Genomic DNA, 13272 nt, shown 5'->3' on the forward strand with positions numbered 1-13272 from the left:
GTACGACAGGAGAGACACAGGTGCAGTTGGTAGTCGCACGGATCGGTCGCGCCCACGGCATCAAGGGCGAGGTCACCGTCGAGGTCCGTACGGACGAGCCGGAGCTGCGGCTCGGCCCCGGAGCCGTACTGGCCACCGAGCCGGCCGCGGCCGGACCGCTGACGATCGAGACCGGCCGGGTGCACAGCGGCAGGCTGCTGCTGCGCTTCGAGGGCGTGAAGGACCGTACGGCCGCCGAGGCGCTGCGCAACACCCTGCTGATCGCCGAGGTCGACCCGGCGGAGCTCCCGGAGGACCCGGAGGAGTTCTACGACCACCAGCTGATGGACCTGGACGTCGTCCTCGCGGACGGCACCGGGATCGGCCGGATCACGGAGATCACGCATCTGCCGTCCCAGGACCTCCTCATCGTGGAGCGGCCGGACGGCAGCGAGGTGATGATCCCGTTCGTCGAGGAGATCGTCACCGAGATCGATCTGGACGAGCAGCGCGCGGTGATCACCCCGCCGCCCGGCCTGATCGACGCGAGCGAGGCGGTCGTGGCCTCCTCCCGCGAGGAGGGCACCGGGGCGAAGGGCGGGGACGCCTGATGCGCCTCGACGTCGTCACGATCTTCCCCGAGTACCTGGAACCGCTCAACGTCTCCCTGGTCGGCAAGGCCCGCGCGGCCGGCCGCCTCGACGTGCGGGTGCACGACCTGCGCTCCTGGACGTACGACCGCCACAACACCGTCGACGACACCCCGTACGGCGGCGGCCCCGGCATGGTCATGAAGACCGATCCGTGGGGCGACGCGCTGGACGAGGTCCTGGCGGACGGCTACGAGACGGGGGCGCACGACCCGGTCCTCGTGGTGCCGACGCCGAGCGGCCGGCCGTTCACCCAGGAACTCGCCGTCGAACTCTCCGAGCGGCCCTGGCTGGTCTTCACCCCGGCCCGCTACGAGGGCATCGACCGGCGGGTGACCGAGGAGTACGCCACCCGGATGCGGGTGGTCGAGGTGTCCATCGGCGACTACGTGCTGGCCGGCGGGGAGGCCGCCGTGCTGGTGATCACCGAGGCGGTGGCCCGGCTGCTGCCCGGCGTGCTCGGCAACGCCGCCTCCCACCGGGACGACTCCTTCGCCCCCGGCGCGATGGCCGACCTGCTGGAGGGGCCCGTCTACACCAAGCCGCCCGAGTGGCGCGGCCGGTCCGTCCCCGAGGTGCTGCTCAGCGGCCACCACGGGCGGATCGCGCGCTGGCGGCGGGACGAGGCGCTGCGCCGTACCGCCGCGTACCGGCCCGATCTGATCGAGCGGTGCGAGGCGTCCGGCTTCGACAAGAAGGACCGCGAGATGCTCTCCATCCTCGGCTGGTCCCCGGAACCGGGTGGCCGATTTTGGCGCAGGCCCGAGGCCGTGGAAGAATAGGCCGCTGCTGTCCGTCCGGCGTGCGCCCCTGCCACAGGGGGACACGACGCCCGTCCGACGCGACCGGCCCCTAGCATTCATCACTCTCCCGTCGATGACCTGTGGCATCGGCGAAGAAAGCAGACAACATGGCTTCCCTGCTCGACGACGTCAATGCCGCGTCGCTGCGTACCGACATCCCGGCGTTCCGCCCCGGTGACACCGTCAACGTTCACGTCCGCGTGATCGAGGGCAACCGCTCCCGTGTCCAGCAGTTCAAGGGCATCGTCATCCGCCGCCAGGGCGCGGGCGTCAGCGAGACCTTCACGGTCCGCAAGGTCTCCTTCAGCGTCGGCGTCGAGCGCACCTTCCCGGTGCACAGCCCGATCTTCGAGAAGATCGAGCTCGTGACCCGCGGTGACGTCCGTCGCGCCAAGCTGTACTTCCTCCGTGAGCTGCGCGGCAAGGCCGCGAAGATCAAGGAGAAGCGCGACCGCTGAGCTGACTGCCTGGTCCACAGGGTGTCCGGTTAAGCTCTGGCCCCGATGGACACGCAAGCAGAACTCCAGGAGCGCGACCGCTCCTCCGCACCCGATCCGGGTCCGGGGGAGGGGTCGCGCTCTTCGCGTGCCCGGAACCGGATCGCCGCCGTGCTGTCCCGGCGGCTGTCCTGGCGGGGGACCTTCGCGCTCGGCGCCGTCTGCGCGGTGTTCGTGCTTCTGTTCAGCGGTTTCGTGGTGCAGCCCTTCCTGATCCCCAGCGCCTCGATGGAGCCGACGCTCCGGGTGGGCGACCGGGTGCTCGTGAACAAGCTGGCGTACCGCTTCGGCGACGAGCCCCGGCGCGGCGATGTGATCGTCTTCGACGGCACCGGCTCCTTCGTGCGCGAGGGCGCCGCGCAGAACCCGGTCGTCGCGCTGCTGCACGGGGCCGCGGCATCGCTCGGGCTGGCGCAGCCCGCCGAGACCGACTTCGTGAAGCGGGTGGTGGGCGTCGGCGGCGACCGGGTGGTCTGCTGCGACGCGCGGGGCCGGATCGAGGTGAACGGCCGGCCGGTGGCGGAGGACTACCTCTTCCCCGGTGACGCGGCCTCGAAGGTCCCGTTCGACATCGTGGTGGCGGACGGCGCGCTCTGGGTGATGGGCGACCACCGCAGCCGCTCCCGCGACTCCCGCGACCACCTGGGGTCGCCGGGCGGCGGCGTGGTGCCGGTGGACCGGGTGATCGGGCGGGTCGACTGGTTCGGCTGGCCGCTCGGGCGGATCGGCTCGCTGCCGGGCACCGCCGCCTTCGACTCCGTACCGGCGCCCGGCCCGGGCCATGGGTAGCCGGGGGCGCCGCGCCGCGCCCACCGCCGTGCGTGGGGCGCCGTCGGAGGAGGATGCCGCGCGCTCCCTGCCGACCCGGGCCGAGCGGCGCAAGCTGGCCCGCAAGGTGAAGCGCAGGCGCCGCCGGTCGGCGGTGCGGGAGATTCCGCTCCTGATCACGGTGGCGCTGCTGATCGCGCTCTTCATGAAGACGTTCCTGGTGCAGGCGTTCGTGATCCCGTCCGGATCGATGGAGCAGACCATCCGCATCGGCGACCGGGTGCTCGTGGACAAGCTGACGCCGTGGCTCGGGTCCAAGCCGCAGCGCGGCGACGTCGTGGTGTTCCGCAATCCGTCCGACTGGCCGCCGCCGAACCCGGTGGGCGAGGAGGACCCGCCGCCGGTCGGCGTCAAGCAGCTGAAGCAGCTGCTCACCTTCGCGGGGCTGCTCCCCTCGGACGACGAGCAGGATCTGATCAAGCGCGTGGTGGCCGTGGGCGGTGACACGGTGCGATGCTGCGCGGCGGACGGCAGGATCACCGTCAACGGCGTGGCGGTGGACGAACCCTATGTTTTTCCCGGCGATTCCCCTTCCACCATCAAATTCGAGGTAAAGGTTCCGCCGGGCCGTCTCTTCGTCATGGGGGACCATCGTTCGAACTCCGCCGATTCACGGTTCCACCTGGACCGGACGGCGGACGGCACGATCTCCGAGGACTCGGTCGTGGGGCGGGCGAAGTGGATCGTCTGGCCCTTCGGGCACTGGGCGGGACTGGCGCAGCGCTCGGCGTTCTCCGCGGTCCCGGACGCGCGCGCCGGTTCGGCGGCGGCCTCGGGACCGTCGAATAGTGTGTCCGAGGAATCCAACCGATTGATCCGACTCCCGACCCCTGCGGAACTCCCGCTCGTTATGGGAGTGGTGGGCCTGCATCGGCTAGGACGCAGGCGGTGGCACGGAATAAGGAGTGGATGTGGGGGATTTGGCGGTCGGCGCACGATCCGGACGCGACGAACCCGAGGACCGGCCGGGCAGCCAGGTGCCTTCCGAGCAGTCCGCCGGGGCGGCGGGGGAAGGGACGGCTGAGGACGGGACGGCGGCGAGCGGGACGGAGAGCGACGACGGCGCGTCCGGCGACGGCTCGTCCCGGAAGAAGAACCCCCGCCCGTTCTGGAAGGAGCTGCCGCTCCTCATCGGTGTCGCGCTGATTCTGGCGCTGCTGATCAAGACGTTCCTGGTGCAGGCGTTCTCGATCCCCTCGGACTCGATGCAGAACACGCTCCAGCGGGGCGACCGGGTCGTGGTGGACAAGCTGACGCCGTGGTTCGGGTCGGAGCCGGAGCGTGGCGAGGTCGTCGTCTTCCACGACCCGGGCGGCTGGCTGGAGGGCAGCCAGGCCCCCGAGCCGAACGCGGTCCAGAAGTTCCTCAGCTTCATCGGCCTGATGCCGTCCGCCGAGGAGAAGGACCTGATCAAGCGGGTCATCGGCGTCGGCGGTGACACGGTGGAGTGCAAGAAGGGCGGCCCGGTCACGGTCAACGGCAAGGCGCTCGACGACAAGTCCTTCATCTTCGAGGGCAACAGCGCCTGCGACGACGAGCCGTTCGGCCCGATCAAGGTGCCCGAGGGCCGGATCTGGGTGATGGGCGACCACCGCCAGAACTCCCTGGACTCCCGCTACCACCAGAACCTGCCGGGCGGCGGCACGGTCTCCAACGACGAGGTGGTCGGCCGGGCCATCGCCATCGTGTGGCCGGTCGGCCGCTGGGCGACCCTGCCGGTCCCCAAGACCTTCGACCAGCCGGGCATCGGCACCGCCGCCGCCGCGGCGCCGGGGGTGATGGGCCTCGCGGGCGCCGTGCCGCTGGTGCTGTGGCGCAGGCGGCGCCGGGCCGCGGCCGCCGCCGGCGCAGTGAGGAATGACGCGTGAGCGACGTGACGGAAGACGGAGCACGGTCGGCCTCCGCGTCCGGGGACGGCGAGGGCACAGGTACGGACGGCGAGAACACCGGTACGGATGCCGAGGGCACCGGTACGGATGCCGAGGGCACCGGTACGGACGGCGAGGACACCGGCAGCGGCGGCAGGAAGAAGAAGGCCCGTCCGTTCTGGAAGGAGCTGCCGCTCCTCATCGGCGTCGCGCTGGTCCTGGCGCTGCTGATCAAGACGTTCCTGGTGCAGGCGTTCTCGATCCCGTCCGACTCGATGCAGAACACGCTCCAGCGGGGCGACCGCGTCCTGGTGGACAAGCTGACGCCGTGGTTCGGGTCGGAGCCGGAGCGCGGCGAGGTCGTCGTCTTCCACGACCCGGACGGCTGGCTCAGGGGCGAACCGACCCCGAACCCCAACGCCGCGCAGAAGTTCCTGAGCTTCGTCGGGCTGATGCCGTCCGCCGAGGAGAAGGACCTGATCAAGCGGACGATCGCGGTCGGCGGCGACACCGTGGAGTGCAAGAAGGGCGGCCCGGTCGAGGTCAACGGCAAGGCGCTCGACGAGCCGTACATCTTCCCCGGCAACAGCGCCTGCGACGACATGCCGTTCGGGCCGTTCAAGGTGCCCGACGGCAAGATCTGGGTCATGGGCGACCACCGCCAGGACTCGGCGGACTCCCGCTACCACACCGACGACGTCAACAAGGGCTTCGTGCCGGTGAGCCAGGTCGTGGGCCGGGCCATCGTCGTGGCGTGGCCGGTGGACCGCTGGTCGGTGCTGTCCGTCCCGGACACCTTCGACCAGCCGGGCATCAGCGCCGCCGTCGGGGCCGCACCCGGCGTGCTGGGCCTGGCGGGCGCGCTTCCGCTGGTCCTGCGGCGCAGGAGGAGGCTGACCGCCGGGCGTACTGCCGGGTAGGGTGCCCAGGCGGATCAGCGATTGTCGATCTCCGATGGGGGACGCCGGTATGGGTGCAACAGGTCGTAACGGTGACGGCCGCGGCCGTCTCGGCGCCAGAATCTCCGGGGCGGCCGTCGCCCTGGGCTGCGTGCTCTTCCTCGGCGGCTTCGTCTGGGGGGCGCTGGTCTACCGCCCCTACACGGTGCCCACCGGCTCGATGTCCCCCACGGTGAACGCGGGGGACAAGGTCCTCGCCCAGCGCGTGGACGGCGACGAGGTCCGGCGCGGTGACGTGGTGGTGTTCACCGACCCGGAGTGGGGCGACCTGCCCATGGTGAAGCGGATCGTCGGGGTCGGCGGCGACAAGATCGTCTGCTGCGGCGAGGACGGCCGCCTCACGGTCAACGGCATACCCGTGGACGAACCGTATCTGCGGTCGTCGGGCCGTGCCTCGGGCCGGGACTTCACCGCCGAGGTCCCCGAGGGCCGGCTCTTCCTCCTGGGCGACGACCGCACGGTCTCCCTGGACTCGCGCGTGCATCTGGAGGACGCCGCGCACGGCACGGTCCCCCGCGACTCGGTGGAGGCCAGGATCGACGCGGTCGCCTGGCCGCTCGGCTCCATGATCGGCCGGCCCGAGGCGTTCGCCGCGCTGCCGGGCGGCATCTCGTCCGCCGGGCCGCTGAGGCTCCAGCTGACGGCCATGGGCGTGGGCGTGGTCCTGATCTTCGGCGGGGCGGTGTACGGCCCGCTCGCGGCCCGTGCCGCCCGGCCCCGGCGGAACGCGAAGCCCGGGGTGGCCGCCGGTGCCCGCTGAGATGCGCCGGGCCGCCCGCCTGGTGCTCCTCGACCCGGACGACCGCGTGCTGCTGATGCACGGCTTCGAACCGGAGGACCCGTCCCGCACCTGGTGGTTCACCCCGGGCGGCGGCGTGGAGGACGGCGAGACCCTGGAGCGGGCCGCGCTGCGCGAGCTGGCCGAGGAGACCGGGATCACCGCCGTCGAACTGGGTCCGGTGATCTGGCGGCGCCACTGCTCCTTCCCCTTCGACGGCCGGCGCTGGGAGCAGGACGAGTGGTACTTCCTGGCCCGTACGGCACAGACCGCCACGGACACCAGCGGCCACACATGGCTGGAACGCCGCAGTGTCACGGGGTTGAGGTGGTGGACCTCCGCCGAACTGTCGTCGGCCCGTGAGACGGTGTACCCGACCGGGCTCGCCGACCTGCTCCGGAGGCTGCTCGACGAGGGTCCTCCGCGTACGCCGGTGGTCCTGGCCCCCGAAAGCGCCTGAGCGGCCGGGGCGCCGGAGCCTGGCGCACAATGGGGAAACGCACGGCTGAAGGGGAACATGCCAATGAGCGCCGAGGACCTCGAGAAGTACGAGACCGAGATGGAGCTGAAGCTCTACCGGGAGTACCGCGATGTCGTCGGTCTGTTCAAATACGTGATCGAGACCGAACGGCGCTTCTACCTCACCAACGACTACGAGATGCAGGTGCACTCGGTCCAGGGCGAGGTGTTCTTCGAGGTGTCCATGGCGGACGCCTGGGTCTGGGACATGTACCGGCCGGCCCGGTTCGTGAAGCAGGTACGCGTCCTCACGTTCAAGGACGTCAACATCGAGGAGCTGAACAAGAGCGATCTCGAACTCCCGGGTGGCTGAGCCCTTCCGAGGGGGCCGGCCGCTTCCGGGTGGCTGAGTTTTCCACAATCGCCCGGCTGTCCACCAAGATCAACTGAAGTGGGGCGAACGCGTCAGAGTCGGTGCCGGAGGTGGTGCCGAGATGAACGCACGGGGAGCTCTCGGGCGGTACGGCGAGGATCTGGCGGTACGGCTGCTGACCGAGGCCGGCATGTCCGTACTGGAACGGAACTGGCGTTGCCGCGCCGGTGAGATCGACATCGTCGCGATGGACGGCGACGCGCTCGTGGTCTGCGAGGTGAAGACCCGCAGGACGGGCGCGTTCGAGCATCCGATGGCCGCGGTCGGCCCGGCCAAGGCCGACCGGCTGCGGCGGCTGGCCGCGCTCTGGCTGGAACGGCACGGCGGCCCGCCGCCCGGCGGAGTCCGCATCGACCTGGTCGGTGTGGTGCTCCCCGAGCGCGGCGCGCCCCTGGCCGAGCATGCGCGGGGGGTGGCCTGATGGGGTTCGCGCGTGCCTGTGCGGTGGCCCTGGTGGGCGTCGAGGGCGTGGTGGTGGAGGTCCAGGCCGACCTGGAGGCCGGGGTGGCGGCGTTCACCCTGGTCGGGCTGCCGGACAAGAGCCTGGTGGAGAGCCGGGACCGGGTCAGGGCGGCCGTGGTGAACTCCGGGGCCCAGTGGCCGCAGAAGAAGCTCACCGTGGGGCTCTCCCCGGCGTCGGTGCCCAAGGCCGGCTCGGGTTTCGACCTCGCCGTCGCGTGCGCCGTGCTCGGTGCGGCGGAGCGGATCGACCCGGCGGCGATCGACGACGTGGTGATGATCGGCGAGCTGGGGCTGGACGGCCGGGTGCGGCCGGTACGGGGCGTGCTGCCCGCCGTCCTGGCGGCGGCCGACGCCGGCTACCGGCAGGTGGTCGTCCCGGAGCAGACGGCGGGCGAGGCGGCCCTGGTGCCCGGCGTCTCCGTGCTCGGGGTGCGCAGCCTGCGCCAGCTCATCGCCGTGCTCTGCGACGAACCGGCGCCCGACGAACAGCGGGCCGGTGCGGAGGGCCGCCCCGATCCCATGCTGGCCGGTCTCATGGCACCCGGCGCCGGACTGGGTACCGGGCTCGCCGGGGGAGCTGCGGGGGCCGAGGGCGCCCGGCCGGACCTGGCGGACGTGGCGGGCCAGGAGCGGGCCCGCAAGGCGCTGGAGATCGCCGCGGCCGGCGGCCACCATCTGCTGCTGACCGGTCCGCCGGGGGCGGGCAAGACCATGCTGGCCGAGCGCCTGCCCGCGATCCTGCCGCCGCTCACCCGGCAGGAGTCCCTCGAAGTGACCGCCGTCCACTCGGTGGCCGGCATCCTGCCGCCGGGCGAGCCGCTGGTCTCCCGCGCGCCGTACTGCGCCCCGCACCACTCGGCGACCATGCAGTCGCTGGTCGGCGGGGGCAACGGGCTGCCGAGGCCGGGCGCGGTCTCCCTGGCGCACCGCGGCATTCTCTTCCTGGACGAGGCGCCGGAGTTCTCCGTGAAGACGCTGGACGCGCTGCGCCAGCCGCTGGAGTCCGGGCACGTCGTGGTGGCGCGCAGCGCCGGGGTGGTGCGGCTGCCGGCCCGGTTCCTGATGGTGCTGGCCGCCAATCCGTGCCCGTGCGGGCGGCACAGCCTGAACGGGGGCGGCTGCGAGTGCCCGCCGTCCGCGGTGCGGCGATATCAGGCCAGGCTCTCCGGGCCGCTGCTCGACCGGGTGGACCTGCGGGTGGCCGTCGATCCGGTCACGCGGGAGGACCTGATGGGCCGGGGCGGCCGCGGCGAGTCCACCGAGACCGTCGCCGCCCGCGTGCGGGAGGCCAGGGAGCGGGCGGCCGAGCGGCTGACGGGCACGCCGTGGACGACCAACAGCGAGGTGCCCGGCCACGAGCTGCGGACCCGGCTGGCGGCGGTCCCCGGCGCGCTGCACGCGGCCGAGCGCGACATGGAACGCGGGCTGCTCACCGCGCGCGGCCTGGACCGGGTGCTGCGGGTGGCCTGGACGGTGGCGGACCTGCGCGGCGCGGGCCGCCCGGACGCCTCGGACATCGCGGCGGCCCTCGAACTGCGCAGCGGCATCCCCCGCGGGGTCCCGCTGGGAGCGGGGGCGCCGTGAGGGCCGAGGGGGCGCGGGCGCCGGACGGGGACGCGGGTGCGCGCGGTGCGCACGGTGGCGGGGCGGGTCTCGTGGGGGAGGAGGAGCGGCTCGCCCGGGCGGCGCTGAGCCGGGTGCTGGAGCCGGGGGACGAGCGGGGCGGCCGGTGGCTGCGGGAGTGCGGCGCGGTCGGACTGTGGCGGCGGATCAGGGACGCGGCCGGTGAGGCGGAGCGGCTGCGCGGGATGACGGTGCGGCGGCTGGCCGGCTACCGGCTGCGGGCCGCCGGGGCCGACCCGGAGCGGGACCTGGCGCGGGTCGCCGCGATGGGCGGGCGCTTCGTCTGCCCCGGAGACCGGGAATGGCCGACCCAGCTCGACGACCTGGCGGACGCGCGGCCGACCGGGCTGTGGGTGCGCGGCCGTCCCGACCTGCGGCTCTGGGCGCTGCGCTCGGTCGCCGTGGTCGGCGCCCGCGCCTGCACCCCGTACGGGGCGCACATGGCGGCGACGCTGGGCGCGGGGCTCGCGGAGCGGGGCTGGGTGGTGGTGTCGGGCGCCGCGTTCGGGGTGGACGGGGCGGCGCACCGGGGCGCGCTGGCCGCGGGCGGCGCCACGATGGCGGTGCTGGCCTGCGGGGTGGACGTGCCCTATCCGCGCGGACATGCCGAGCTGATCGGGCGGGTGGCCGGGCAGGGGATCGTCCTCGGGGAACTGCCGCCCTCCGAGCACCCGACGCGGAGCAGGTTCGTCCTGCGGAACAGGGTGATCGCCGCGCTGACGCGGGGGACGGTCGTCGTGGAGGCCGAGTACCGCAGCGGCTCCCTGGTCACGGCGCGCGTCGCACAGCGGCTCGGGCGGTTCACCATGGGCGTGCCCGGCCCGGCGACCAGCGGACTGTCGGCGGGCGTGCACGAACTCCTGCGCGACCAGGCCGTCCTGGTCACGGACGCGGCCGAAGTGGCCGAACTGGTGGGGGACATCGGGGACCTCGCGCCCGCCAGGAGCGGCCCGGTGCTCGCGCGGGACCTGCTGGACACCGTCGCCGCGCGGGTGCTCGACGCACTGCCGGGCCGGGGCTCCGCCGATGCCAGGGAGGTGGCGCGCGCGGCAGGGACGAGCGCCGATGAAGCCCTCGCCAAGTTGTACGAACTCCACTCACTGGGGTTCGTAGAACGCCAGGGCGAAGGCTGGAGGTTGACGCGGCGGCGGACTTGCCGGGACGACGCGCGGCGAGGCGGTTCTTGACCTGGGGCATTCGGGTGAAAAGGTGATGCCGATGACCTCGGCGGACGCTTCCACGGTGGCTCCGGGGCCGGTGCCTGCGGCGACGGCCCCGTGCGCCCGGTGCGTCCGCACCCCCACAGGCTGTCATGTCCGCAGCCAGGTCGCGCGTCGTGTCCGCGCACCCGCGAGCGCACGGTCGCCATCCTCTATCCTGCGCGCACCGCGACAACTCAGTCACGCTACGCTCACAAGGATTCCGCCCCAGAGACAAGTCCCAGCACTTCACGGCAGAACGGCTCAAGGCACCACATGCCCCAGCACACCTCCGGGTCTGACCGCGCGGCAGTACCACCGGCTGCGCGTGGCACTGTGCGCCCTCCCGCCCCGTCCTCGCTCGACGAGTTGTGGCGTTCGTACAAGACGACGGGCGACGGACGGCTGCGGGAGCAGCTGATCCTGCACTACTCGCCCCTGGTGAAGTACGTCGCCGGACGGGTGAGCGTGGGCCTGCCGTCCAACGTCGAGCAGGCGGACTTCGTCTCGTCCGGGGTGTTCGGGCTGATCGACGCGATCGAGAAGTTCGACATCGAGCGGGCCATCAAGTTCGAGACGTACGCGATCACCCGCATCCGCGGCGCGATGATCGACGAACTCCGGGCGCTCGACTGGATTCCGCGCTCCGTGCGGCAGAAGGCCCGCGCCGTCGAGCGCGCCTACGCCACGCTGGAGGCGCAGCTGCGCCGCACCCCGTCCGAGGCGGAGGTGGCCGCCGAGATGGACGTCACGCTCGACGAACTGCACGCGGTTTTCAGCCAGTTGTCGCTGGCCAACGTGGTGGCCCTGGAGGAGCTGCTCCATGTGGGCGGCGAGGGCGGCGACCGGCTGAGCCTGATGGACACGCTGGAGGACACCGCCGCCGACGACCCGGTGGAGGTGGCGGAGGACCGGGAGCTGAGACGGCTGCTCGCCAGGGCGATCAACACCCTCCCGGAGCGCGAGAAGACCGTCGTCACGCTGTACTACTACGAGGGCCTGACCCTCGCCGAGATCGGCAACGTCCTCGGGGTCACCGAGAGCCGGGTCAGCCAGATCCACACCAAGTCGGTGCTCCAGCTCCGCGCGAAGCTGGCGGACGCCGGCCGCTGAGCGCACCGGTTCGGCCGGCAGGGCGCTCGCGCGCCCGCGGCGGCCGCCGTCGCCGTAAAGTGGAGGCGTGCCCAGGATTCGAGCGGCCTCCGTGGCCGAGCACCGGACCATGCAGCGCGGCGCCCTCCTGGACGCAGCGCGCTCCCTGCTGTCCGAAGGGGGCACCGAAGCGCTGACCTTCCCCGCTCTCGCCGAACGCACGGGCCTCGCCAGATCCTCCGTCTACGAGTACTTCTGCTCCCGCGCCGCCGTCGTCGAGGAGCTGTGCGCCGTCGACTTCCCCGTCTGGGCGGCCGAGGTGGAGAGCGCGATGGAGCGCGCCGGGACGCCGGAGGAGAAGATCGAGGCGTACGTCCGGCGCCAGCTCGACCTCGTCGGCGACCGGCGCCACCGCGCGGTGGTCGCGATCTCCGCCGGCGAGCTGGACGCGGGCGCCCGCGAGAAGATCCGCGCCGCGCACGGCGGGCTGATCGCCATGATCGTCGAGGCCCTCGGGGATCTGGGCCACCAGGAGCCCCGCCTCGCGGCCATGCTGCTCCAGGGCTCCGTGGACGCCGCCGTCCGGCGCATCGAGCTGAGCGTCGCCGAGGAGCCCGGGGTCATCGCCGACACCGTCGTCGCCATGATCCTCGACGGCGTCCGGGGCGCCCCCCGCACCGGGAGCTGACACCGGCGCCGCCGCCACCGCACGGCGAACCCCACCAGCACCGCGGGCACGGCACCCCCACGCCCACCGGAAACCGCACCCGGCACCGCCCTCGCACCCGGCACCGCTTCCGCGCCACCGGCGGTCCGCGCCGCGCTCACCGGCACCCCCGGACCCGCCCCCGGCACCGGTACGCCGAACACCGGCAGCAGGCGGGACGGGCCCCGGCGCAGCAGGCCCGGCGGCAGCAGCGACAGCGGGTCCAGGTACGCCTGCCCCCGGCGCAGTCCCCAGTGCAGGCAGCCCGACGCGCAGTGGAACGGCCCCGCCGCCAGCACGGCCACCACCTGCCCCGCCGCGACCTCGTCACCCTCCGCGACCAGCGGCCGCACCGGCTCGTACGTGGTCCGCAGCGGCGGGTCGCCCGTACCGGCCAGCTCCACCGAGAGCACCCCGCGCCCGGCGACCGCGCCCGCGAACGAGACCCGGCCCGCGGCGGCGGCCCGCACCTCGGCGCCCGGCGCGGCGGCCAGGTCCACGCCCCGGTGCCCGGGCCCGTACGGACCGGCCGGCGGCTCCCAGCCCCGTACCACCGAGGGCCGCCCCGCCAGCGGCCAGCCGCGCTCCCCGCCGTCCGCGCGGGCGGTCCCGGCAGAGACGGCGCCCCACACCGCCGGCGTGGCGAGCACGACGACCAGGACCCGCCACCGGCGCGCCGGGCTCCGGGCAGCCGCCCGGTCCGTTGTGATTCCCATGGCACCACCGTCCCCCGGCGCCCCCGATCGCGGGGACCGCGGCCCGGATCTGTGGACGACCAGGCGGTTGTGGACAGCGCCGTCACCCGGCACCCGGACGGTCCCGTACACTTCTTCTGGCGATCCGGGTCACCGGGTCGACTTCGCACGCCCCGCCACCACCCGCTCAGCGGTGGTGGCCGCGCCCCTCGGTCCCTCGTGGCACGGCGCACCGGGGCGT

Annotated in this window: 15 protein-coding genes and 1 pseudogene; 15 read left to right on the forward strand and 1 reads right to left on the reverse strand. The window is 73.2% G+C overall.

Features of this window, described 5'->3' with window-relative positions:
• Positions 1-20 precede the first annotated feature (20 nt).
• The 15 genes from rimM to DNK56_RS27515 all read left to right on the forward strand — a co-directional run bounded on the left by rimM (position 21) and on the right by DNK56_RS27515 (position 12318).
• Positions 21-590, forward strand: a complete 570-nt coding sequence (gene rimM / locus DNK56_RS27445) for a ribosome maturation factor RimM (protein ID WP_111338468.1) — start codon at positions 21-23, stop codon at positions 588-590.
• Entirely contained in the window at positions 590-1411 is an 822-nt protein-coding gene (gene trmD, locus DNK56_RS27450; protein WP_111338469.1) for a tRNA (guanosine(37)-N1)-methyltransferase TrmD, read from the forward strand. Before rimM ends, trmD begins: the two co-directional genes overlap by 1 nt.
• A 128-nt stretch (positions 1412-1539) precedes the next feature.
• Positions 1540-1890, forward strand: coding sequence for a 50S ribosomal protein L19 (gene rplS / locus DNK56_RS27455; RefSeq protein WP_073963715.1), 351 nt, complete (start codon positions 1540-1542; stop codon positions 1888-1890).
• Between the two features lie 45 nt (positions 1891-1935).
• Complete coding sequence (gene lepB / locus DNK56_RS27460) at positions 1936-2718, forward strand: signal peptidase I (protein WP_111338470.1); 783 nt, start codon at positions 1936-1938, stop codon at positions 2716-2718.
• Entirely contained in the window at positions 2711-3781 is a 1071-nt protein-coding gene (gene lepB, locus DNK56_RS27465) for a signal peptidase I (protein ID WP_111338471.1), read from the forward strand. Before lepB (DNK56_RS27460) ends, lepB (DNK56_RS27465) begins: the two co-directional genes overlap by 8 nt.
• A complete protein-coding gene (gene lepB / locus DNK56_RS27470) occupies positions 3678-4625 on the forward strand; it encodes a signal peptidase I (RefSeq protein ID WP_111338472.1) in 948 nt (315 codons plus the stop codon). Before lepB (DNK56_RS27465) ends, lepB (DNK56_RS27470) begins: the two co-directional genes overlap by 104 nt.
• Positions 4622-5545, forward strand: a complete 924-nt coding sequence (lepB, locus tag DNK56_RS27475; protein WP_241990103.1) for a signal peptidase I — start codon at positions 4622-4624, stop codon at positions 5543-5545. Before lepB (DNK56_RS27470) ends, lepB (DNK56_RS27475) begins: the two co-directional genes overlap by 4 nt.
• Positions 5546-5594: 49 nt before the next feature.
• Entirely contained in the window at positions 5595-6344 is a 750-nt protein-coding gene (gene lepB, locus DNK56_RS27480) for a signal peptidase I (protein WP_111339639.1), read from the forward strand.
• The gene (locus DNK56_RS27485; protein WP_111338473.1) at positions 6334-6822 is read left to right on the forward strand and encodes an NUDIX hydrolase; all 489 of its coding nucleotides are present in this window, start codon (positions 6334-6336) and stop codon (positions 6820-6822) included. Before lepB (DNK56_RS27480) ends, DNK56_RS27485 begins: the two co-directional genes overlap by 11 nt.
• Before the next feature lie 63 nt (positions 6823-6885).
• Entirely contained in the window at positions 6886-7194 is a 309-nt protein-coding gene (locus DNK56_RS27490) for a DUF2469 domain-containing protein (protein ID WP_003965949.1), read from the forward strand.
• 121 nt (positions 7195-7315) lie between these two features.
• On the forward strand, positions 7316-7675 hold the full coding sequence (locus tag DNK56_RS27495; RefSeq protein ID WP_111338474.1) for a YraN family protein: 360 nt from the start codon (positions 7316-7318) through the stop codon (positions 7673-7675).
• A complete protein-coding gene (locus DNK56_RS27500; protein ID WP_111338475.1) occupies positions 7675-9300 on the forward strand; it encodes a YifB family Mg chelatase-like AAA ATPase in 1626 nt (541 codons plus the stop codon). The genes DNK56_RS27495 and DNK56_RS27500 overlap by 1 nt, the downstream gene beginning before the upstream one ends.
• Entirely contained in the window at positions 9297-10526 is a 1230-nt protein-coding gene (gene dprA, locus DNK56_RS27505) for a DNA-processing protein DprA (protein WP_446750414.1), read from the forward strand. Before DNK56_RS27500 ends, dprA begins: the two co-directional genes overlap by 4 nt.
• Positions 10527-10814: 288 nt before the next feature.
• Positions 10815-11651, forward strand: coding sequence for an RNA polymerase sigma factor WhiG (whiG, locus tag DNK56_RS27510; RefSeq protein WP_111338477.1), 837 nt, complete (start codon positions 10815-10817; stop codon positions 11649-11651).
• A gap of 91 nt (positions 11652-11742) precedes the next feature.
• Positions 11743-12318, forward strand: coding sequence for a TetR/AcrR family transcriptional regulator (locus DNK56_RS27515; RefSeq protein ID WP_111338478.1), 576 nt, complete (start codon positions 11743-11745; stop codon positions 12316-12318).
• Positions 12319-12446: 128 nt separating this feature from the next.
• Here the strand turns inward: DNK56_RS27515 and DNK56_RS27520 are convergent.
• Positions 12447-13115: pseudogene (locus tag DNK56_RS27520) on the reverse strand (murein hydrolase activator EnvC family protein); the annotation flags it as partial.
• Between the last annotated feature and the right edge of the window lie 157 nt (positions 13116-13272).

This window comes from Streptomyces sp. AC1-42W (genome assembly GCF_003248355.1).
Classification (GTDB): Bacteria; Actinomycetota; Actinomycetes; order Streptomycetales; family Streptomycetaceae; genus Streptomyces.

Bases quoted from the DNA above. Each gene is read 5' to 3' on its own strand.
- rplS (WP_073963715.1), top strand. From the start codon at position 1,540: ATGGCTTCCCTGCTCGACGACGTCAATGCCGCGTCGCTGCGTACCGAC.
- lepB (WP_111338471.1), top strand. From the start codon at position 2,711: ATGGGTAGCCGGGGGCGCCGCGCCGCGCCCACCGCCGTGCGTGGGGCG.
- lepB (WP_111339639.1), top strand. From the start codon at position 5,595: ATGGGTGCAACAGGTCGTAACGGTGACGGCCGCGGCCGTCTCGGCGCC.
- trmD (WP_111338469.1), top strand. From the start codon at position 590: ATGCGCCTCGACGTCGTCACGATCTTCCCCGAGTACCTGGAACCGCTC.
- DNK56_RS27500 (WP_111338475.1), top strand. From the start codon at position 7,675: ATGGGGTTCGCGCGTGCCTGTGCGGTGGCCCTGGTGGGCGTCGAGGGC.
- DNK56_RS27495 (WP_111338474.1), top strand. From the start codon at position 7,316: ATGAACGCACGGGGAGCTCTCGGGCGGTACGGCGAGGATCTGGCGGTA.
- whiG (WP_111338477.1), top strand. From the start codon at position 10,815: ATGCCCCAGCACACCTCCGGGTCTGACCGCGCGGCAGTACCACCGGCT.
- DNK56_RS27490 (WP_003965949.1), top strand. From the start codon at position 6,886: ATGAGCGCCGAGGACCTCGAGAAGTACGAGACCGAGATGGAGCTGAAG.
- lepB (WP_111338470.1), top strand. From the start codon at position 1,936: ATGGACACGCAAGCAGAACTCCAGGAGCGCGACCGCTCCTCCGCACCC.